The sequence below is a fragment of the Sphingopyxis sp. P8 genome (assembly GCF_020622175.1).
GTDB lineage: Bacteria > Pseudomonadota > Alphaproteobacteria > Sphingomonadales > Sphingomonadaceae > Sphingopyxis > Sphingopyxis jiangsuensis.
On record NZ_JACNMK010000001.1, the window covers coordinates 882,556 to 903,554 of the forward strand.

Below are 20,999 nucleotides of genomic sequence, written 5' to 3' on the forward strand. Positions count from 1 at the left end.
TTACTCCTCTCGTGCGTCCCACGCGGCGATCACCGCATCGCCAGTTGCCGGGCGCAGCTCGAAAATGCCGCTGTCGGCGTGGCGTGTCGGATGGACGCGGTTGGTCAGCAGGGTCCAGGCGATGCCGCGGTCGAAATCGATCCACAGCCCCGTTCCGGTGAAGCCGGTGTGGCCGATCGTTGCGGCCGAGCAGGCGGTGCCGCCCGACCAGCCCGGAAAGGCGCGTTCCCATCCACAGGTGCGATGGCCTTCCTGCGCGCTTCGCACCTCGTCCAGCATCGCCGCCGACAGGATCGACCCGTCGAGCATCGCGCGCGCAAAGCCGAGCACGCCGTCGACCGTTCCGAACAGTCCGGCATGACCGGGGGCGCCGCCGAGCGCGAAGGCATTTTCGTCATGCACCTCGCCCTTGAGCACGCGCCCGCGCCAGCTGCACATCTCGGTCGCGACGGCGGGGCCAGGGGGCGGGCCGAAACTGAGGCCCTCACCGAGCGGCCAGTCGGCGAGCGAGGCGCCCGTCAGCCGCTCGATCGCAATGCCGAGCAGGATGAAATTGATGTCCGAATAGACGGGTGGTCCGTGACGCCACTCGCGCTGAAGGACGAAGGCGCGGAGCCGCGCGGGGTCGTCGCCATAGGTATAGATCGGCTCGACCGCAGGGAAAAAGGTGCGATGGACCAGACAGTCGCGGAAAGTCAGCCGCCGTTCGGCAGCGCCCGCGACGTCATATTGGCGCAGGTCAGGTATTGCGTCGGTGAGCGGGCGGTCGAGGTCGATGCGCCCCGCTTCGGCGAGTTTGAGGATCATCGTCGTGGTCGCAACGACCTTGCTGACCGACGCGAGGTCGAACCAGTGCGCGCGCGTCAGCACCTCGGGCTCGGGGACGAGCGACGCCATACCGGCAAGCTCGATCGCGCTTGCCCCGTCGCGCGCCACGAGCCCCAGCGCCGCGCCGGGAATACGCCCGCTTTCAACCGCAGCGCGTGCGGGTGCGAACGCCTCGCGGCAGGCAGACTCGATACTCATTCCGCGACGCGCCCCTTGGCGCGCGCGACGAGCGGCAACAGGAAGATCGCGGCAAAGCTCAGCGCGCCGGAAAGCAGGAAAAATCCGTCATAGCCGATCTGCGTCTGCATCGACCCCGACGCGCCCGCGAGCAGTCGCGGCAAGAGGAAGGCGAAGCCCGACAGAAAGGCATATTGCGCTCCGGCAAAGCGCGGGCTCACCAGCATCGAGAGATAGACGACGAAGACCGCCCCGGCGAAGCCGTTGCCGAACTGGTCGACCGCGACCGAGGTGTAGAGCACGAAAGACGAGGGTTCGGTGTGCGCGAGCCAGACATAGATCCAGTTGCCGAGCGCCGCAGCGACTGCGCCGAGCATGAGCGTCCAAGGCAGCGGCAGCCGCATCGTCAGCCATCCCCCGAGCGCCACGCCGAACATGCTCGACGACAGCGCGACGACGCCGTCGGCGACGCCGATCTGTTCGAGGCTGTAGCCCATGTCGTTCCACAGCGGATGCGACAGCGTCAGCGCGAGCACGTCACCCATGCGATAGAGCGAGACGAAAGCCAGCACTGCAAGCACGGCATAACCATAGCGCCAGAAAATCTCGACATAGGGGGCGACGAAGGCGTGCATCCTCTGCGGCGCGTCGGGAGGCAACCGCCGGATACGCGGCAGCGCGGCGGCGAGGAGGATGAAGGGCAACAGCGCGACCGCCAGCACAAAAGGCGTGACGTTGGTCTTCGCCGAAACGCCCGCCCCCTGCACCGCAGACAGCAGCACCCATCCCACCGCCGTCGTCGCAATCGCAGTCACGAACAGGATGGCGAGGCTGACCATGACCCCCAGCAACAGCGCGCTCCAGCGCCCTTTCGCCCCCTCGGCTTCGGGGCGCATCGCCGCCAGCACGGGGAAAGGCGCGAACGCCGCGACCGCAATTACCAGATAGGCCCAGGTCCAGTCGGCCCACGCCGCGACGAGCACCGCGCCGCTGCCCGCCGCGACCATCGCGCTGCGATAGCCCCAGAGGTTCGCTGCGACGAGCGGGCCCTGCTCGGCCTGCGTCGGAGCGAGCTCGATACGCCAGCCGTCGGCAGCTACTTCGAGCGTCGTGGTCCAGAAGGCGAGCAGGATCGCAAAAAGAGCGGTGAGCGGCAGGCTTTCGTCGTTCGACGTCGCCGCCATCGCGACCATCGACAGGAAAATGCCGAGCTGCGACAGCATGATCCAGCTCCGCCGCCGTCCCCAGAACCGCCCGAACCCAGGGATGCTGAAGCGTTCGACGAGCGGCGCCCAGGCGAATTTAAAGGTTGGAAGCAGCGCAATCCATGCGAAAAAACCGATGATGACGATGTCGACGCCGTGCCGCGACAGCCGCAGCGTCAGCACCGCATTGAACATGTAAAAGGGCAGGCCCGCCGAAAAGCCGAGCAGCAAGTAGAGGCCGAGCAGCCGCCACCGCTTGACCTGCGGCGCGCCCTGGTCGTCGCCGGGCAGCGGCGCGTCGGCCAATGCCGCGCTCCCGTCGGCTGTCGCCACGCTCATGCCAGTGCCTCCTGCGTGATATTGCCTTCCTTGCGCCCGACCACGCTCGTCACGGTCAGATTGGCGCTCGCGCTTGCCACCGTGCGCGTCATGTCGAGCAGTCGGTCGAAGGGCAGGATGAAGCCGACGACGAGCGCGGTCTGTTCGGGCGACACGCCGACCGCGCCGAGCGCAGCGGCAAGCATGAAGAGCGAGGCCGAGGGGATGGGCGCGGTCCCGAAAGCCGCGAGCGCGCCGGTGAGCAGCAGGATCGCGAGCATCGGCGCGTCGGGCGTAATGCCGAGCGCCTGGAGCGCGAAGATGCTGAGAAGGCCGACATACATCGCCGTCCCGTCCTTGCCGATGCTCGCGCCGATCGGCAGCACCGTCGATGCAACACCCGGCGCGATCCGCAGCTCTTCATGCGCGATGCGCAATGCGACGGGAAGCGTCGCCGCCGACGAGGCGGTCGAAAAGGCGACGACGAGCGCGTCGAGGATGGTGCGGTAAAAGCGCGCGACCGAGCGCCGTGCGACGAGCGCGATCAGCGGCACATGGACGAGCAGGATCTGCAGCACGACGCCCGTCGCTACCGCAACCGCGAGCCAGCCGACATTGGTGAAGACTGCGACGCCATTGTCGGCCACCGCCTTTGCGATCAGCGCGAGCACCCCGAAGGGGGTGAACTCCATCACGATGCGCACCAGGTGGAAAAGCACCTGCCCCACCGACTGGAGCAGCGCCGCGGTCGGTTTCCCCGCTTCGCCCGCCAGAATCACCCCGAAACCGAACAGCATCGAGAAAAAGATGATCGCGAGCATGTCCCCGTCGACGAGCGCCTGGACGATGTTGACCGGAACGATGCCGACAAGCTGATCGTGGAGCGACTTCGCCTCGCCCAGCGCGTGCGGCGTTGCGCTGCCAAGCGCCGCCCCCGCGCCGGGTTCGATGAGCAGCCCGACCGCCATGCCGATCGACACTGCGCAGGCGGTCGTCGCCGCGAACAGGCCGATCGTGCGGGCGCCGACCGCCCCCAGCTTGTGCGGATCGGCGAGTGCGGTCACCCCCGATGCGATGCTGATGAAAACGATCGGGACGACAAGCATCCGGATCAGGCGCACGAACAATTCGCCGATCACCGCGATCGCGGCGCTCGCTTCCGGTGAGGCGAGCCCGACCAGCAGGCCGAGAAGCATGCCACCGACCACCCTTTGCCATAATGGAACCGCGAACCAGCGGCGAAGGAATGCGGTCATCGGCAGTCAGGCTCCGCTCATATCAAAAATCGCCCCAGAATCCGGCTTGGGGAGGCGCGAGAAGCCCCTTTGTGCCCCTGACGCCTCCCTCGCGATCCTTGGCGAGCCACAAGGGTCCGTCAAGATCGACAAAGTCGGCCCGTTCGGCAATCGTCCACGCCGGGGCGATCGACAGCGACGAGCTGATCATGCAGCCCGTCATCACGCCGAGCCCGCGCGCGCGCGCTGCTTCGGCGAGCGCCAGCGCCGCGGTGCGGCCGCCGGTCTTGTCGAGCTTGATATTGACTACCGAATAGCCGTCGGGAAGCGTCTCGAGATCCTCGGCGACGTGGATCGATTCATCGGCGGCGATGGGGATCGCCGAGCGATAGCCCGCCAGACCGCCATCGGCATCGGCAGGCAGAGGCTGTTCGAGCAGGTCGACGCGCAGATCGGTCATCAGCCCCTGTAGCGCATCGACGTCGGCGATGGTCCAGCTTTCGTTGGGATCGACGATCAGACGCGGACCAGGGGCGGCCTTGCGCACGGCACGCAGCGCCTCCGCCGGATTTTCGCGGTCGACCTTGACCTTGACCAGCGGCGCATCAGCCAACAGGGTCGCGGCCTCCGCCATGCGTTCGGGCGTGTCGAGGCTGACGGTCATCGCGGTTGCCACCGGGCGGGCCCGCGCAGCCGCACGGCCCTGCCGAAGTTCGAGGTCCCACAGGGCGCAATCGACGGCATTGCGTGCCGCTCCGGCCGGCAGCAAGGACAGCAGCTCGCGCCGCGTTACCCCGCGCTCGATTTCCTCGCGTATCGATTCGATGGTAGCGGTGGTGCTCGAAAGGCTCTCGCCATAGCGGGCGTATGGCACGCATTCGCCGCGACCGACGACGCCATTGCGAAGGATGACGACGCTCAGCACCTCCGCGATCGTCTTCACCCCGCGCGAAATGCGAAACGGGGCGTTGAGCGGGAAACAGTCGGTCCGTACGGCCAACGCGGCAGATATGGTGGCCATCAGGCGGGTTGCGCAATCGTCGAGGGGATCCCGGTCGCGGCAAGCAAGCGATCGAGGATCGGTTCCACTCCCATGCGATAGGGATCGGTACAGGGAAGGCCGAATTTCTCTTCGGTGCGGGCGCAAAGCTCATACGCCTGCGCTTCGGGGAGCGCCGACGTGTTGAGCGCGATCCCGACCGCCTGAACGGCGGCGTTGGTAAGCCGCGCCACTTGCAGATTGGCTTCGAGACATTCGTCGAGTGCGGGTAGCTGATAGTGCGGGAGGCCGCGCATGTGCGGGCGCGTGGGATCGTGGCAGAGCACAAGCGCGTCGGGCTGCGCGCCGTGCAGCAGCCCCGTCGACACCCCGGCGAACGACGGGTGGAACAGCGAGCCTTGTCCTTCGATCAGGTCCCAGCCACCGTCGGTGCGCGGCGGCGAAAGCTGTTCGATCGCGCCCGAGATGAAATCGGCGACAACCGCATCGAGCGGTACGCCCGAGCCCGCGATGAGAATGCCCGTCTGGCCGGTCGCGCGAAAATCGGCGGCGATACCGCGCTTTTCGAGCGCGCGTGCGAGGCACAACGTTGTGTACATCTTGCCCACCGAGCAGTCGGTTCCGACGGTGAGCAACCGCTTGCCTTCGCGCGGCAGGCCGTTGCCGATCGGAATGTCGGGGCGCGGCTTGCGCACGTCGTGAAGCTGACGGCCCAGGCGCGCCGCCGCTTCGACCAGCCGTGGCTCGTCGTTGAGCCGATGGTGAAGCCCCGAGGCGATATCGAGGCCTGATTCAAGCGCGGCAAGGGCGTCCTCGATCAGGTCCGCGCCCAGCTTGCCCCCGGCATTCGCAATCCCGAGCACCAGCGTTCTGGCGCCCGCCGCACGCGCCATCGCGAAATCCATGCGCGGAAGGTCGAGCGTCAATCCGCAGTCATCGTGGCGAAACTCGCCGACGCAAATGTCGGGGCGGAATACCGCCAGTCCGCGGGCGGTCTTGATCCCGACATTGTCGTTCGAATGGCCGAGATAGAGAAGATAGGGGGTGGCGATCATGCTGTTCGATACCTGCGTGGCGTGGAATGCGAACGTCTATCGCCGCCGCACGCCGGCCCCCAATATCTTGCGCCGCGCTTCCTATAGCCTTGCGCTATAGTTCCTCGATCACCTGCGAGAGCATCTGGAGAAATTCGGCGGCGGTCTTCGACGGCGGCCAGTCCTGCAGATAGACGGCGTTGATGTCGAACGCGATGGCGGGCTGGAGCGGGCGGCTCGCGAGCCCCGGCGGCAGCGCCGCGTGCGCGGTAAAATTGTCGACGATCGCCATGCCGACCCCGGCATGGACGAGCGCCGCCGCGACATAATAGGTCCGCGCCGACACCACTTCGTTGAGCGTCACCTCGAGCCGGTCGAGCTCGCCCGACAGCATCCGGCCGATCGGCCCGCTCTGCACCGGACTGATGAACTTGTGCCCGCGCAGCTCGTCGAGCCGGATGCGCGGGGGCGCAGCGGGCAGATCCTGTTCGCGAAAGATCACGACCAGCTCGCCTTCGCCGATCACCTGGTGCGCGACGGGCGCCGCGAGCGGCACTTCATAGCTGATCGCTATGTCGGTTTCGCGCTCATAGAGTTTGCGCACCATTTCGTCGTGATGGACTGTCTGCAGGTCGAACATCACATCGGCATGGCCGGTCATGAAGCGCGCCACCGCCTCCGGGATCGCGCCGAGCCCCAGCGACGGCAGCGCCGAGATCCGCAACAGGCCACCGCGGCCGTGGCGCAAATTCTGGCATGCCTGCCGCAGCGAGCGGACGCGATCCTGAATATCGGAAACCTCGGCGAACAGGATGCGCGCGTCCTGCGTGGGGATGAGCCGCCCCTTCGAGCGTTCGAACAGCGGAAGGCCGATCGAACGTTCGGCGTGGCGGAGTACCTTGGTGACGGAGGGCTGCGATACGTTGAGCGCCCGCGCCGCGGCGCTGACCGTTCCGTGCAGGAACACGGCATGAAAAACCTCGATCTGGCGCAGATTCATGAGTTTTGTCTCCCGACGGCCAGCACGGGATGTCCGCCCGCTGATGCGGGGACTTTGTGGCGACTTGGGCTCTCTATGCCAGCGGGTTATAGGTGGCGCAACAACCCTCTCTGGACGCAGAGCGGCGCTTTGCCGACAAGTTCGTCCCGAATGACGGGCCGCCGCGCGCCTCCCGGTGCGGAGCCCGCAGCCTAGGATGTCGCCGATGCCCCTGCCTTCCGCCTTGTCATCGTTTCGTCGCACCGCCGCGCTCGGCGCGATGGCGATCATGCTGTCTGCCTGCGCCACCAGCGCCCCGACCTCCGCCGAAGTCGACCTGCTGATCCGCGGCGGGACGATCTATGACGGCAGCGACCGCGCGCCTTTCATTGGCGACGTCGCCATTCGCGGCGACACCATCGTCGAGGTCGGCGACTTGCGCCGCCTGTCCGCAGCGCGCGTCGTCGATGCGCAGGGCATGATCGTCGCGCCGGGGTTAATCGACCCGCACACGCACGCCGACGGCTTCCTGCGCTCGTCCGACCCGGCGCAGCGCGTCAACCCGGCATGGCTCAACCAGGCAGTGACGACGGTCGTCATCGGCGTCGACGGGGCGGGCACCCCCGATGTCGCGAGCGACGCGCGCCGGATCGAAGCCTCGGGCGTGGGCACCAATTTCGTCTCGCTGATCGGTTTTGGCGCGGTGCGCCAGCGTGTCCTCGGCCAGGCGGCGCGCGCGCCCGAACCCGCCGAACTCGCCGCGATGCAAAAGCTTGTCGCGCGCGGCATGTGCGAAGGCGCAGCGGGCTTTTCGGCCGGCCTTTTCTATGCGCCCCAAAGCTTTGCAACGACCGACGAGGTCGTCGCAGTTGCGCGCGAAGCGGCCGTGCGCGGCGGGCTTTACGATACGCACCAGCGCGACGAATCGAGCTATACCATCGGCCTTCTCGGATCGGTGCGCGAAGCGATCGCCATCGGCCGTGCCGCCGGCATGCCCGTCCATTTTGCACATCTGAAGGCGCTGGGGGTCGACGTCCACGGACAGGCAGGCGCCGTGATCGCCGAAATCGACGCGGCGCGCCGTGCCGGGATGCAGGTGACCGCCGATCAGTATCCGTGGCTCGCTTCGGGGTCGAGTCTCGACGCGTCGCTGCTGCCGCGCTGGGCGGTCGACGGCGGCGCGCCCGCGCTCCTCGCCCGCCTCGACGACGACGCAACGCACGCGCGAATCCGCGACGAAATGGCGGAAAATCTGCGGCGGCGGGGTGGCGCGGCGTCGCTGCTGCTGATCGCGCAGGGCTTTCCCTGGACGGGACAGACGCTCGCCGCGGTCGCCGACGGCTGGGGGCTCGATCCCCGCGACGCCGCGCTGCGCATCATCCGCCACAGCCTCGAGGCTGCCGACGAAAAGCAAAGGGGGCGCGGAACCGCAGTCGCCTCGTTCAACATGGCGCAGGCCGACGTCGACCTGTTGATGCAGCAGCCGTGGATGGTCACCTCGTCTGACGGCTCGGACGGCCACCCGCGCATGTACGCAAGCTTTCCGGAAAAGTATCAGCGCTATGTGCGGGACCGCAAGGTGGTGAGTCTCGCCGCCTTCATCCGCCAGTCGACGGGCCGCCCGGCCGACATCTATCGCCTCGACCGGCGGGGTTATCTGCGGCCCGGCTATTTCGCGGATGTCGCGGTGATCGACCCCGACGGCTTCGCGCCGCGCGCCGACTATATGAACCCGCGCGAACTCAGCGTCGGGGTGCGCAAATTGTACGTCAACGGCACTCTTGCAGTCGACGACAGCCGCGCCACGGGTGCCACTGCCGGCCGGGCGCTGCTGCGTCCCGTCCCCGCGACGGGCTGCCCGGTAGTGGACTGACTGCTCCCCGGCAGGGCGAGACGTTCTTCCCAGGGAGAGGACATATCCTCTCGGCAAGTCCGACCACAGGCGCAAGACGGTGCCTGCGTCCTGATGCAGACCGTTCGACACGACCGGGGTGCATCAGGATACCGCGATCTGCGCATTATGTCGTGACGCGCTCCTTGGTTTCCACCGGTCGGGATTAGAGCCCAGCAGTCTTGTTGCGCATGTGCGCGGTCGAGGCAGGCGATTGCTTATACAGTTCGGCGGACGCCGTCGGGGTGTGTGACCCAGTGAGGAGGCAGGATCAGGACCATCAACCCGCCGATGATATGGCCTGCCTCCAGGGCCGCGATGTTGGGCGTTTCGCCTGAGATGCATATCATACGCGGGGCCCGCTGGGGCGCCCACGCTTCTTCAGCCACAGTCGATATGTCCTGCAGAGACCGCGACGCAATCGCCGCGCAACGTCGCCCTTATGCCGTCGTTCGCGCGCCGTGCTGTGACGTGGAGAAGGCTCGGCCGCCCCATTTCGACGCCTTGATGGATTTCGAAGCGGCGTTCGTCGGCGTCCGGTTCGAGCGACAGGAGGAGGCAGGCGAGCGGTGCATTGGCGCTGCCCGTGGCGGGGTCCTCCCAGGTTCCCGCCAGCGGTGCAAACATCCGCGCGCGCAGCGTCTGGCCGTTGCGGCAATAGACATGCGCCGACAGCCGCGTCCCGAACTGCGGATAGCGCGCCAACGTTTCGCGAAACACCGCGAGATCGGGGTCGCAACGCGCAAGGGCCTCGTCGCGCAGTTCGGCGATGATATAGGGATTACCCACCGATGCGAGGATCGGTGGGTGCGTGTCGGTCCGAACATCGTCGGGCCGGAGCCGTAGCATTTGCGCCACCGTTTCCGGCGGTAACGCTTCCCCTATGCTGAGCGGCTGCGGCGCTTCGACGGTAGCGCCCCGGACGACGCGGTCCGCATCCCGCTCGATCTCTACCGCCACCGTGCCGGCCAGAACCTCGAACGTCGCGACGTCGAGCTGTGGATCGGCGGATGCGAGCACGAACGCGGTGCCCACCATCGGATGGCCGGCAAATGCCATTTCCTCGGTACGGTTGAAAATGCGGACGCGCGCGGTGTGCGCCGGGTCGGCAGGCGGAAGGACGAAGACGGTCTCGCTCAAATTGAACTCGGCCGCGACCTTTTGCATTACCGCGTCCGGAACATCTGCGCCGCCCAGCACAACCGCTAGCGGATTGCCGCCGAAGCGTTCCTGCGTGAACACGTCGACCGTCGAAAAGGGTAAAACAGGCATCGTGCAATTCCTCAATCGTGCAAGCTTCGATTGACATTTATTTCGTTTATTGGCAAATTGGCAATATGTCGAATGCAGAAATTTTTCGGGCGCTCGCCAACGAACGGCGCCTTCAGATCCTGAGCTGGCTGCGCGACCCGACCGCGCACTTCCCCCCGCAGCGCGACGGCGACCTGATCGAGGATGGCGTATGCGGCCAATCGATCGCAGAAAAGCTGGAGATCAACGCCTCGACGCTCAGCGAACATATGCGCGTGTTGCAGGCGAGCGAACTGGTGATCGCCAAACGCATCAAGCAATGGACATTCTATCGCCGCAACGAAGCGCGGCTTGCCACGCTCGCTGCCGAGATCGGCGCCATCTAGGACGCCCCCAATGACCTTGTTCAACCATATGACCGTCGGCGCGCGCGATCTCGAACGCAGCGGACATTTCTATGACGCAACATCTTTCCCTTCGGCCCGACGCGGGGGGTCGTGATTGCCGATGGGCATGCGATCAGTTTTGGCGAGGCGTCAAATAAGCGCCAGGGGAGCTGCAAATCTGAAAGCTGACGGCGGGGTTAGGCCATCTCGCTAATTGAAGGCGGTGCCGACAGCAAATTTTCCGTCAAAAGGTCGAACGGCAACGGCTTGCCGATAAAATAGCCTTGGATATAGTCGCATCCCATGTCGGCAAGGAGCTTTGTGGTCTCCGCGTCCTCGATGCCTTCAGCAACGACTTCCAGCCCCAAATGATGCGCCATCTCGATCGTCGAGCGCACCATGATCGCGTCGCTCCGGTCATGGCACAACGCGGTCACGAAGCTTTTGTCGATCTTGATCTCGTGCACCGGCAGCTGCTTGAGATACGACAACGTCGATTGCCCGGTCCCATAGTCGTCGATCGACAGGCGCAAACCGGACGTTCGCAACCGGTTGAGCACCGCGATTGCCGTTTCAGGTGATCGGATAATCGCGCTTTCGGTGATTTCGAGCGCGATATGGTGCGGCTCAAGCCCATGCTCACTCAACATGCGGCGGATCATCCCCGAAAAATCCGTGCAGGAAATGTCGCCCGCCGACAGGTTGACCGCGACGCGCATGTCGACCCCCATCGCCTTCCAGCGCGCGCAGTCGGCCATGACCGCGCGGAGGGCATATTCGGTAAGTTCGCGGACAACGCCGGTTGCTTCTGCCAGCGGAATGAAGCGATCGGGCGGGATGAAACCATCGGTCGGATGCTGCCAGCGCATCAGCGCCTCTGCGCTGGCGACGCGCCCGGTTCGCAGGTCGAGCTTGGGCTGGTAAACCATCGTCACCTCGCCGCGCGCCATTCCGCGACGCAATTCGCCCATCAGCGAGAGTTCGCGACGCGCGCTCGGGTTGATGCCTTCGAACCAGTGGCAAATGTCACCCGCCGACCGCGCCGCGCCAACCGCCGCAATGGCACGCTCGATCCGCAGCACGGCGGCATTTTCGGGACTGCGGTCGAGACCAAAGGAGAGGGCGACGTCGACCTGCCCCGCCAAGGTTTCGATCGGGTCGCGGAAGCTTCGGCTGGCCTCCATGATATGGGAGCCGATGGCTGTGGCGTTGTCCATCGGCAACAGGAAGGCAAGCATGTCCGGAGCGATGCGAAAGACCGACGTGTCGGTATCGCGCGCCAGGCGCGCCGCCGCCTTGTTCACAACCTCAGCAAACCCCTTGATGCCGATGGCGTCGCGAATGGCCTCGAACCGGTCAATTGACGCGACCGCGACGACGACGCGGATGCTCACGCCCTTCAAGTGCTCTTCGAGCATCTGACGGTTGGGCAGACCCGTTTCGACATCGTGCAATCCCCGCAGAGCAATCCGTTTGCGGACTTCGGCACCTCCACGAACAGCGACGCACGCAAGCAATGTGAAGAGCATCGCCGCGGAGTCGATGGACACCGGCCACCGCGCCTGAACATATATTGGCACTGCAATCAGAAATGCCGCGCAAACAACTGCGGCAATCGCATAATTCCGGGCGAAGCGGCTATAAGGAAGCGCGCCCAGAAGCAATGCAATCAACAGGATACCGGCAAGCGACGGCAGGGTCCCACTATGAAGGATAGCCCGCTTTTGAAGCAGCGATTCCGCCGCAAGTGCCTGGATGACCACGCCGGGCACGATGCCATAACGCGGAACCGGATAGCGGTCGCCGAGTTCGATGGCGGTTGCGCCGACGATGATTCGCTTTCCGGCAATCGCACCATCGGGCACGCGCCCTTCGACGACGTCGATGAACGACAGGCGCGGGATGCTGCGGGCGTCGATACCCCAATCGGGCTGAAAGCTGCGATCGCCGAGCGCGCTGGTCTGCGCCAGCAGGGTCGCGATCGACGGCTGGATTCGTCCATCGATGAACGTGGCGGCAGCATATTGTCGTACCGTACCGTCGTTGTCGGGAAAAATGTTCACGCCGCCCGCCCACGCAGCGGAAAATGGCGCGGCAGGGCGACTGACGATCAACGTGTCGCTTCTGGCTCCATCCGACGCGCGTTGCTGGAATATCGGCAGGATGACCGGTTCGGCTTCGGTCAACGCGGCGGCGAAATCGCGATCGGCGGCCGGGTCGGAAGAGGCACTGAAATCGACATCGAAGGCGATGCTCTGGGCACCAGCCTTTTCCAGCTTACGGACGAGCGCGGCATGGTGGCTGCGCGACCAGGGCCAGGTCTGCAGTTTCGCGAGGCTTTGGGCGTCGATCTCGACGATGACTACATCGCCCGTCGGCGCACGTTGCAGCAGGCTGGCGCGTGCGCTTCCAAGCCTGTCTTCAACGGGGTCAAACAGCCCCGCGAGGAACAGCAGCCCCGCTAGCAACGCAACCGCGACGGCAAGCGCGATCCTTTCGACCGGCCGGTCAAAGAGCATCCTGATGCCAGGCGCCGGAACGCTTCGTCGCTCGCCGGCTCGCTGACGCACGGAGCGCATCAGGTCAAAGACCCGGGATAGGCGGCAAGGTTATACCGGGAATTGTCACCGGCGGCGTGGTCACGGGCACAACCGGTACCGGCACTGCGGGTATGGTGACAGGCGGCGGCGTGATCGCCGGTACCGTAACCGTCGGCGTCGTAACCGAAGGCACGGTGATCGCGGGCGTTGTCACAACCGGCGTCGTGATCGCCGGGACCGTCACCGCCGGTGTCGTAACCGAAGGCACGGTGATCGCGGGCGTCGTCACAACCGGCGTCGTGATCGCCGGGACCGTCACCGCCGGTGTCGTAACCGAAGGCACGGTGATCGCGGGCGTCGTCACAACCGGCGTCGTGATCGCCGGGACTGTGACCGTCGGTGTGGTTGTCGAGGGCACGGTGACGGTCGGCGTCGTGACCGCCGGCGTCGTCACTGCCGGTACGGTCGCTGCTGGCGTTGCCACAGACGGCGTCGTCGGCGTCAGGCCGGCAGGCGCAGCGACCGCAGGCACGTCAACCGTCGTGCTGGGCGGAACGAGCGCCGCGACCTGCACAGGCGCGGCCGCCTGGACCAGGCCGCCGGTCAGCGTGACGACGTTCGTGAGCGGCTCCGGCGCCGAACCGTCGATCTGCACACCTCCGTCACCGTCACCGACAATGCCCACCGACGCGGTCGACGCCAACACCAGGTCCGAAGGATCTTCCCGATTAATGAATACGGTCTCGCCCGGCATCACCAAGCGTTTCATCCCCCCCGTGACGGCGGTCACCTCGACCTTACCTTCGGTCACTTGCACCGCACTGCGGTCCCGATCGACGATCACGGTAAAGGTCGTGCCCTTCACGACCGCCGCAAGCATCGGCGTTTCAACCTCGAAATGTGGCACGCCCATCCGGCGTACCTTGTAAAGCATCGTTCCGACCTGTTGAAAAAAGCGCGTCATGCCGTCGGGCGTATCCGCCGCAGGCAGGCTCACCCGGCTGTTCGGCGCTACGATCACATAATCGGCCTGCCGCGTCAGCACGGCGCGGCCAGTCGCGCCGGTTGCGATAATATCGCCGGGTTTCAGCGTCCCTTCGCTTCGAAGCGACACCGGCTGCAACCCGCCGCGCAGCACCTGCACATCGCCGGTCTTTTCGCTGACCATCCAGGCACTCGACACCTCTTTCGCAGTCGCGGGAACCGCGAAAATCAGAAAGGCTGACATAACGAACAAGATGATGCGTTGCATGACTTGGTCCCGGTTTGGCTTTGGCACCAGCGCCCGACGCGCCCAATTGATCGATGCCAGATTTCGCAGCACGTAACGGCTGCCTCCACCGCTTCAGGGATATCGCGTCAGGGATAACGAAAAATCGCCAGCACTGGTTAATCAAACCTTGCCGCAAACCTCAGGCTTTTCCGCTTGTTAACTATCGTGTGGCAAGCTGCACGGCGTTGTTTCCGATTTCAGACACGAAGCGAGCGTCCGGAATGAAGTCCCGTCCCGTTTTGAGACAAAGTTTTCTGGCTGCGTCGGGCCTGTTCCTGATGGTGTCGGAAGCAGCCCATGCGCAATCGACGGTCGAACCTTCGGCCATCGAACGAACGATTCCCCGCGCCCCGATCGAAAAGCCGGCCGATCCCGCGACCTTGCCCAGCCTGAACGTCGCCGCCGAAAGCGCGACTACCGGCGAAAGTTTTATCCTCGGCGCTGTTCACGTCAGTGGGGCCACGGCTTTTACTCCGGCCGAACTCGCGGCCGAATATGAACCCTATCTTGCCACCGTCGTCGACGACGCGCGGCTGAAGGAAATAGCCGCCAGAATTACGGCGCGATACCAGGCGGCGGGCTACCCACTGTCCTATGCCATGTTGCCGCGACAGAATGTGCGCGGCGGCGTCGTGCGCATCGATGTCGTGGAGGGACAGGTCGGCGCGGTCGTAATCGAGGGCGCCGGCCGGCATCAGTCCGGCCTCGACGCAATTGCCGCCCCGCTCTCCGCCGATCGTCCGTTGCGCACCGCAACGCTAGAACGCGTGCTGGGACTTCTGCGCGATCAGCCGGGGTTTCAGGTCGCCGACGTCAGTGTCGCGCGCGTCGAAGGCAGCCCCGCCGACCATGTGATGACGATACGCATCGTCCGCAATGCAGTCCGCGGGCTGGCCTATGTCGACAATCACGGAACGATCCCCGACGCCCGCGTGCGCCTTTATACCTCGCTGGGCATTGCCTCGCTTGCGACCACGGGCGACGAGCTTCGCCTCAATGCGTTCGCTATTCCTGGCGACGGCTTTCGCTACCTCTATGGGCAAGCCGCCTATGCCTTACCGATCGGTGCCGACGGGCTGGCACTGGAGCTGGCGGCATCGCAGGGCGACCAATATCAGCGCGCCAACAATATCCCCGTCGACGGAAGCTCGACCCATCTCTCTGCCCAGCTACGCTACCCCCTCGTTCGCAGCCGCGCATTTTCGGCCATCGCAAGGCTTGGCGTAAGCGACTGGCGCAGTATCAGCCGTCATGACGTCACACGCCTGCAGCGTGACCGCATTCGCGTCGCGCGCTTTGGAATGGCCATTGCAGGCGCGTCGGCGCGATCGTTCAGCGGCGAACTCTGGGTGGCGCAGGGGCTCGATTTCGATGCGGCAACCCAACCCGGCGATCCGCTTGCCTCTCGCCCCGATGCAGGCGGAAAATTCACCAAGGTGAGCTTTACCGTGCAGGCATCGCAACAGCTCGACCCGCGCTTCACCCTGCGCGCATTCGCAGCCGGTCAATTATCGTCGGCGCCGTTGCTCTCCATCGAGGAATTTGCACTCGGCGGCAGCCAGGTCGGCCGGGCTTTCGACTTCAACGAGCTAACGGGCGATCATGGCTTCGGTGGCTCGCTCGAAATCGGCTTCCGTCCAGGCGAACATTTCGGTCCGTTCCAGCACGTAGAATTTTTCACCTTTATCGACGGCGGTGCGGCATTTCAGCACGGACATCCCGCGGGGATTGCGCGCAACCAGGCGCTGGCGTCGGTGGGCGGAGGAGCGCGCTTCATGCTCGGCGGCATCTATGTCAAAGCCGAGGCGGGCGTTCCGGTCGAGACGACGCATGGCGAGAATGCCTTCCGCGCCTTTGTATCGGCGTCCAAGGCCTTCTGACGCGCGTTTGGTTCAGGTTCCGCGCGCGAAAGGGTCTTCGCGCAGCGACCGGCCGGCGGTTTCGGGCATGAAACGCAAGGCGGCCAGCCCGACGAGGCATGCAAGCATCATATAATAGGCCGGCATCAGTTGGTCGCCCGTCGCGCTGATCAGCGCGCTGCCGATCGCCGGTGCGGTACCGCCGAAGAGCGACGTCGAGACATTGTAGGCGATCGCAAAACCGGCGAAGCGCACCGCGGTGGGGAACATCGCCGGGAAGGTTGCCGATATCGTCGCAAGCTGCGGGACATAGAGCAGGCCGAGAAGGATAAATCCTGCAACCGCACCCGCCAACCCGGTACCGATCAGCATGTACAGCGGCACGGCGAAGAGGAAGAGGCCGATCAGCGACCAGCGCCACATCGGACGGCGCCCCACCCGGTCGGACAGCGCCCCGGCGATCGGCAGAAAGACCATCATGAAGAGCATTCCGATGATCGGCACGACAAGCGCCTCATCAGGCGTCAGTCCGATGCGCCGCTGCAAATAGGTCGGCATATAGCTGAGCAGCGTGTAGTTGACGACGTTGAGCGCAACGACGAGCCCCGCGACCACGAGCAGAGCGCGCCAATGGTCGCGTATGATTGTGCCCAGTCCCGGCGCCGCGCGGCCCTCCGCCACGACGCTTTCCTCGACGAAAATTGGCGTGTCGTCCATCTTCGCGCGCAGATACATGCCGATGAGGCCGAGCGGTGCGGCGACGAGGAACGGGATGCGCCACCCCCAATCGTGCATCGCCGCATCCCCGAGGATGAGCGAAAAGCCCAGCATCAACGCCGCGCCGAGCGAAAATCCGGCGAGCGTCCCGAATTCGAGGAAGCTGCCGAAAAAGCCGCGCCGGTCGTCAGGCGCATATTCAGCCATGAAGGTCGCCGCGCCGCCATATTCGCCGCCGGTCGAGAAGCCCTGAATTATGCGTAACACAATCAGGATTGCAGGCGCCCAGAGGCCGATGCTGTCATAGGACGGAACCAGTCCGACACCGAGGGTCGCCGCCGCCATCAGCAAGATAGTGATTGCCAGAACCGACTTGCGCCCGATCCGGTCACCGAGCGGCCCCCAGAACAGCCCGCCGAGCGGACGGATGAGGAAGGAGATGGCAAAGGTCGCGAGCGCGAACAACGTCGCCTCCTCGACGTCTCCCGGAAACAGCGCCGCCGAAATATAGGTCACACCATAGGCATAAATGCCGTAATCGAACCATTCGGTCGCATTGCCCAGCGCCGACGCGGTAATCGCGCGGCGGAGCGTATCGGGGTCGGTCGATTGACCGGTCGTCGGCATATCGGCGGCGTTGGTCTGAGCATCCATGTCTAACTGCTTTCAGTCTGTGCCGCGGGGCCGGGTTCGTCAGCACCAGCGGGATCGAGGAGCGCTGCGGTGGGCGTCGTGCGTGGCAGGATCTGGAAATCTTGCTGATCGAGTGCGGGGACGGGCGCGCTTGCCGCGAGCCTCAATAGGCCGAAGCCGAGCATCAGCGCTGTGCACAGCGCGATGAACAGGAACAATCCGGCGGTCCCCGCCAGCGTCATTGCCGTCGCCGCACCGAGCGGGCCGAGCGCCGCGCCGACCGAATAGAGCAAGACGAGTTGGCTGCTCGCCGTCACGCGCTCCGACGGGAGGAGACGGTCGTTGACGTGCGCAACGCACAGTGGATAGAGCGCAAAGCTCAACCCCCCGAACGCCGCGCCGAGCCCGAGAAGCAGAACGCCACCGGGGAGCATCGCGAGCGCTGCGCTGACCGCCAGCGTCGCGGCGAAGCAGCCGATGATGACGTGCCGCCGGTCATAGCGGTCCGACAACCACCCGAGCGGCCATTGGAGCGCCACCCCGCCAAGGATGACGGTCATCATGAAGGTCGCCGTGGCGCCGAGGTCGAGCCCCAGACGGCGTGAATAGATTGCGGCAAGTCCATAGAAGGCGCCGAGCACCAGCCCCGTGATCCCCGCACCTGCTACGCCCAATGGCGAAGCGTCGAACAACCGCCGTAGCGGCAATGTCGCCGCTTCACCCAGCACCGGCGCGGTGCTGCGTGTCAGACAGACGGGGATGATCGCCAGCGAAATGAGGATCGAGCCGACGACGAACGGAACCGCCGGATCGCCGCGGCCGACGTTGAGCAGCAATTGGCCAAGCGCCTGCCCCGCATAAAGCGCAACCATATAGAGCGCGAGGATCGTCCCGCGCGTTTCGGGTTCGGAGCGGTCCCCGAGCCAACTTTCGACACAGATGAAAACGCCCGCGACGCACACGCCGTCGATGAAGCGAAGTGCGCCCCACAGCAGCGGTTGCTGTACGAGCGCATAGATCAGCGTGCTCGCCGAAAAGAGCGCGACGAATGCCGCAAAGGCGCGGATATGTCCGACCCGGCGGACCACGCCCCCTGCCCGCAACGCCCCGAGCACAAGCCCGCCAAAATAGGCGGTCGCAACGAGCCCGATCACCATCGTCCCGCTGCCCGCGCGTTCGAGCCGCAGCCCGACGAGCGTGGACAGGAAACCGCTGCCTGCCATCAACACGAAAATCGCGACAAGCAGGCTGCGGACGGATTGGATCATGGCGAGCATCGGCCGCTACGGCGGCGCGTCAGGCGGCGCGCCGCCCCTCCCCGGCCAGTTCGTCGCGTTCGACCAGCGCCTTGTGCAACACGCGAATGGCACGTTCGAAATTGCGGCCTTCGACGATGAACTGCACGTCGACGTTGCGGATCTGATGTTGCATCGCGATCATGGAAATCCCCGCATCCTCGAGTGCGCGAAGCGCGTCGGGGACAAGGCCGGGCCGCGAAATGTCGCTGCCGATAACGGAGACCATCGCCACCGGATGCGCCGAAATGGCCGCGTCGGGATAGGCATTTTCGAGGTCCGCAATGACCTTTTTGACCGCATCGGCGCTCGCCGAAAGATAATGGGTGATCGTATTCGCGTTCGACGATTTGCTGACGATCCACAGGCCGTGCCGCGCCAGCACGTCGAGGATAGCAGAGTCGTAACCCTTCACCCCGACCATATCCTGTTCGAAGAATTGCAGCGCCTGCATGTGGCAAATACCGGTCACGATCTCGACCCGCGGAACGTCGGAAACGTAGGTCCCCGACACAAGCGTGCCCGGATCTTCGCGATCAAAGGTGTTGCGGACGCGCAGCGGAATGTCGGTCTGTCGAAGCCCGCGGCCCGCCCCCGGATGGATCGCCTCCATGCCAAGATTGGCGAGCTGGTCGGCGACGTCGTAATTGGTGCGACCGATCTTGCGCGCCTTGTCCTCGCCGACAAGCTTGGGGTCGGCGCTGGACAGGTGGAATTCCTTGTGGATGATCGCCTCGCGCGCACCGGTCAGAACCGCAATGCGCGAGAAGGTCATTTCGGTGTAGCCACGCGAAAAGCGACGAACCATCCCGCCGCGGCATCCGGCATAGCCAGTGACGATCGGCATTGTCGTTGCCAGGTCGACGTCGCCCAGCGCCTCTTCGATCCGTTCGTCGAGCGTACGAAGATCTTCCTGATCCCAGCCGGTCAGGTCGACGAACAGCGCGTTTACGTCGCGGTCGCGCAGCATCAGGCTGGTGCTGTGCGCGCTATGCGCCTCGCCGAGCCCCGCGAGCAATTCGCGCGCCGTGACAAGCTGTTCCTTGACGCAGAAGCGCCCGTGACTGCGCAGGCGCGCGAGGTCGTCGAGGCAATCGGCAACGGCATCGAGGCGCGCGTCGACAAAAGCGTCGGCTTCGGCGCGGCTCGCCGGGCGCGCGAACATGGTGGCGTTGCGCTCGTGCATCGCGCGGCGGACGTCATCCATCGCGCGCCGCCAGCCATCGGCCCCTTCATCATCGGCGACGAAGCGCTGATAAACGCCCGGCTCGCCTGTCTTTTTGTCCTCGAGCAACAAATTGGTCATGCCGGCATACGCCGACACCACGAAAATCCGGTTGTAGAGTTCGGAGCCCGATCGCCCGGCGATCAGGACATTGTCGAACAAGGTCGCCGTCGCGGCCATCGAGGTTCCGCCGATCTTCTCGACACTATGCCGGCCCGTCATGCCGCAACCCTTTCGTTGAGCGCGCCATGTTCGACCCGGAGCGGTTCGGGATCGCCGCGATGCGCGAGGAACCAGGGGCGCGCCTTATCGACGCCAAATGGCTTTTCGAGGCGGTTGCTCACCGCATTATAGACAAGGAAGGCGTTAGCGCGGGGGAAAGGCGTGATGTTGCCGTTCGATCCGTGCATCAGGTTGCAATCGAACAGGATCACTGTCCCGGGCTTCCCCGTCGGCGCGACGATGCCATGTTTGTGCGCGAGTTCAGCGAGGCTGTCCTCGTCGGGAACGCCATATTCCTGCCTCTTGAGCGAGCTAAGATAATGATTGTCGGGCGTTTCGCCGACGCAGGTCAGATAGGTGCGGTGCGACCCCGGAATGACCATCAGCGGTCCGTTGTGCGGCATATTTTCCGCCAGCAGCACCGACATCGACAGCGCGCGCATCCGCGGCATGCCGTCCTCGACGTGCCAGGTTTCAAAATCGCTGTGCCAGTAAAATTCCTTGCCCTTGAAACCGGGCTTATAATTCAGGCGAGACTGGTGGATATACACCTCATCGCCGAGCAGGAAGCGCGCAACCTCGGCGAGCCTCGCGTCGGCGGCAAGGCGACCGATCACGTCGCTCTGGCGGTGGATTTCAAAGATCGAGCGGATTTCCTTGCTCTGTGGCTCCGACACGATCGTTTCGGCGTCGAGCGCCGACGGATCGGCAAGGAGCCCGCCGGCAGCGCGCTGGAGATACTCGACCTCGGCCTCGGAAAACAGGTCTTCGAGCACCAGATAGCCGTCGCGGTCGAATTGCTCGGCCTGCGCTCGGCTGATCGGTGCAGCGTCGGTCCATTCGCTATGGACGACCGGGTCCTGACGCGGCCGCATTTCGGGTCGGGCCGCGTGACGCGATGGGTAGATGTCTTGCATGGGACTTCCCCCTG

General features: G+C 65.1%; 16 protein-coding genes. 3 read left to right on the plus strand and 13 right to left on the minus strand.

Going from position 1 to position 20,999, the window contains the following annotated elements:
• The 6 genes from H7692_RS04355 to H7692_RS04380 form a co-directional block, all read right to left on the minus strand.
• Window positions 1-1,026 carry a serine hydrolase domain-containing protein gene (locus H7692_RS04355; protein ID WP_201926148.1) on the minus strand — a complete coding sequence of 342 codons (1,026 nt, stop codon included), beginning with the start codon at window positions 1,024-1,026 and terminating at the stop codon, window positions 1-3.
• Window positions 1,023-2,549, minus strand: coding sequence for a permease (locus tag H7692_RS04360; protein WP_227339832.1), 1,527 nt, complete (start codon window positions 2,547-2,549; stop codon window positions 1,023-1,025). The genes H7692_RS04355 and H7692_RS04360 overlap by 4 nt, the downstream gene beginning before the upstream one ends.
• A complete protein-coding gene (locus tag H7692_RS04365) occupies window positions 2,546-3,784 on the minus strand; it encodes a dicarboxylate/amino acid:cation symporter (protein WP_222135828.1) in 1,239 nt (412 codons plus the stop codon). The genes H7692_RS04360 and H7692_RS04365 overlap by 4 nt, the downstream gene beginning before the upstream one ends.
• A 22-nt stretch (window positions 3,785-3,806) precedes the next feature.
• On the minus strand, window positions 3,807-4,775 hold the full coding sequence (dgcA, locus tag H7692_RS04370) for an N-acetyl-D-Glu racemase DgcA (protein ID WP_390881100.1): 969 nt from the start codon (window positions 4,773-4,775) through the stop codon (window positions 3,807-3,809).
• 8 nt (window positions 4,776-4,783) lie between these two features.
• Window positions 4,784-5,818, minus strand: coding sequence for an N-acetyltransferase DgcN (gene dgcN, locus H7692_RS04375; protein WP_222135826.1), 1,035 nt, complete (start codon window positions 5,816-5,818; stop codon window positions 4,784-4,786).
• A gap of 94 nt (window positions 5,819-5,912) precedes the next feature.
• Window positions 5,913-6,797, minus strand: coding sequence for a LysR family transcriptional regulator (locus tag H7692_RS04380; RefSeq protein ID WP_201926157.1), 885 nt, complete (start codon window positions 6,795-6,797; stop codon window positions 5,913-5,915).
• A 205-nt stretch (window positions 6,798-7,002) separates the two neighbouring features.
• Between H7692_RS04380 and H7692_RS04385 the strand changes: the two genes are divergently transcribed.
• Window positions 7,003-8,649 carry an N-acyl-D-amino-acid deacylase family protein gene (locus H7692_RS04385; RefSeq protein ID WP_222135825.1) on the plus strand — a complete coding sequence of 549 codons (1,647 nt, stop codon included), beginning with the start codon at window positions 7,003-7,005 and terminating at the stop codon, window positions 8,647-8,649.
• A 399-nt stretch (window positions 8,650-9,048) separates the two neighbouring features.
• Here the strand turns inward: H7692_RS04385 and H7692_RS04390 are convergent, their stop codons facing one another.
• Window positions 9,049-9,939: a PhzF family phenazine biosynthesis protein gene (locus H7692_RS04390; protein ID WP_222135824.1), complete on the minus strand. Its 891-nt coding sequence runs from the start codon at window positions 9,937-9,939 to the stop codon at window positions 9,049-9,051.
• A gap of 65 nt (window positions 9,940-10,004) precedes the next feature.
• Here H7692_RS04390 and H7692_RS04395 point away from each other — a divergent pair, with 65 nt between their 5' ends.
• Window positions 10,005-10,304 carry an ArsR/SmtB family transcription factor gene (locus tag H7692_RS04395; protein WP_201926164.1) on the plus strand — a complete coding sequence of 100 codons (300 nt, stop codon included), beginning with the start codon at window positions 10,005-10,007 and terminating at the stop codon, window positions 10,302-10,304.
• A gap of 197 nt (window positions 10,305-10,501) precedes the next feature.
• Here the strand turns inward: H7692_RS04395 and H7692_RS04400 are convergent, their stop codons facing one another.
• Window positions 10,502-12,823 (minus strand): putative bifunctional diguanylate cyclase/phosphodiesterase, encoded by a 2,322-nt coding sequence (locus H7692_RS04400; RefSeq protein WP_222135823.1) that lies wholly within the window; start codon window positions 12,821-12,823, stop codon window positions 10,502-10,504.
• Window positions 12,824-12,887: 64 nt separating this feature from the next.
• Window positions 12,888-14,096, minus strand: a complete 1,209-nt coding sequence (locus H7692_RS04405; protein ID WP_222135822.1) for a FecR domain-containing protein — start codon at window positions 14,094-14,096, stop codon at window positions 12,888-12,890.
• A gap of 299 nt (window positions 14,097-14,395) precedes the next feature.
• Between H7692_RS04405 and H7692_RS04410 the strand changes: the two genes are divergently transcribed.
• The gene (locus H7692_RS04410; protein WP_222135821.1) at window positions 14,396-15,997 is read left to right on the plus strand and encodes a ShlB/FhaC/HecB family hemolysin secretion/activation protein; all 1,602 of its coding nucleotides are present in this window, start codon (window positions 14,396-14,398) and stop codon (window positions 15,995-15,997) included.
• Window positions 15,998-16,009: 12 nt separating this feature from the next.
• On the opposite strand, the gene H7692_RS04415 is transcribed toward H7692_RS04410, so the two are convergent.
• The 4 genes from H7692_RS04415 to thpD are packed head-to-tail and all read right to left on the minus strand — an operon-like array spanning window position 16,010 to window position 20,985.
• Window positions 16,010-17,347, minus strand: coding sequence for an MFS transporter (locus H7692_RS04415; protein ID WP_222135820.1), 1,338 nt, complete (start codon window positions 17,345-17,347; stop codon window positions 16,010-16,012).
• A 2-nt stretch (window positions 17,348-17,349) separates the two neighbouring features.
• Complete coding sequence (locus H7692_RS04420) at window positions 17,350-18,603, minus strand: MFS transporter (RefSeq protein ID WP_222135819.1); 1,254 nt, start codon at window positions 18,601-18,603, stop codon at window positions 17,350-17,352.
• A 19-nt stretch (window positions 18,604-18,622) separates the two neighbouring features.
• Entirely contained in the window at window positions 18,623-20,068 is a 1,446-nt protein-coding gene (locus H7692_RS04425; protein WP_222135818.1) for an aspartate kinase, read from the minus strand.
• Window positions 20,065-20,985, minus strand: coding sequence for an ectoine hydroxylase (gene thpD / locus H7692_RS04430; RefSeq protein WP_222135817.1), 921 nt, complete (start codon window positions 20,983-20,985; stop codon window positions 20,065-20,067). The genes H7692_RS04425 and thpD overlap by 4 nt, the downstream gene beginning before the upstream one ends.
• Window positions 20,986-20,999 lie beyond the last annotated feature (14 nt).

Bases quoted from the DNA above. Each gene is read 5' to 3' on its own strand.
- H7692_RS04355 (WP_201926148.1), bottom strand. From the start codon at position 1,026: ATGAGTATCGAGTCTGCCTGCCGCGAGGCGTTCGCACCCGCACGCGCT.
- H7692_RS04360 (WP_227339832.1), bottom strand. From the start codon at position 2,549: ATGAGCGTGGCGACAGCCGACGGGAGCGCGGCATTGGCCGACGCGCCG.
- H7692_RS04365 (WP_222135828.1), bottom strand. From the start codon at position 3,784: ATGACCGCATTCCTTCGCCGCTGGTTCGCGGTTCCATTATGGCAAAGG.
- dgcN (WP_222135826.1), bottom strand. From the start codon at position 5,818: ATGATCGCCACCCCCTATCTTCTCTATCTCGGCCATTCGAACGACAAT.
- H7692_RS04380 (WP_201926157.1), bottom strand. From the start codon at position 6,797: ATGAATCTGCGCCAGATCGAGGTTTTTCATGCCGTGTTCCTGCACGGA.
- H7692_RS04385 (WP_222135825.1), top strand. From the start codon at position 7,003: ATGCCCCTGCCTTCCGCCTTGTCATCGTTTCGTCGCACCGCCGCGCTC.
- H7692_RS04390 (WP_222135824.1), bottom strand. From the start codon at position 9,939: ATGCCTGTTTTACCCTTTTCGACGGTCGACGTGTTCACGCAGGAACGC.
- H7692_RS04395 (WP_201926164.1), top strand. From the start codon at position 10,005: ATGTCGAATGCAGAAATTTTTCGGGCGCTCGCCAACGAACGGCGCCTT.
- H7692_RS04400 (WP_222135823.1), bottom strand. From the start codon at position 12,823: ATGCTCTTTGACCGGCCGGTCGAAAGGATCGCGCTTGCCGTCGCGGTT.
- H7692_RS04405 (WP_222135822.1), bottom strand. From the start codon at position 14,096: ATGCAACGCATCATCTTGTTCGTTATGTCAGCCTTTCTGATTTTCGCG.
- H7692_RS04410 (WP_222135821.1), top strand. From the start codon at position 14,396: ATGGTGTCGGAAGCAGCCCATGCGCAATCGACGGTCGAACCTTCGGCC.
- H7692_RS04415 (WP_222135820.1), bottom strand. From the start codon at position 17,347: ATGGATGCTCAGACCAACGCCGCCGATATGCCGACGACCGGTCAATCG.
- H7692_RS04420 (WP_222135819.1), bottom strand. From the start codon at position 18,603: ATGCTCGCCATGATCCAATCCGTCCGCAGCCTGCTTGTCGCGATTTTC.
- H7692_RS04425 (WP_222135818.1), bottom strand. From the start codon at position 20,068: ATGACGGGCCGGCATAGTGTCGAGAAGATCGGCGGAACCTCGATGGCC.
- thpD (WP_222135817.1), bottom strand. From the start codon at position 20,985: ATGCAAGACATCTACCCATCGCGTCACGCGGCCCGACCCGAAATGCGG.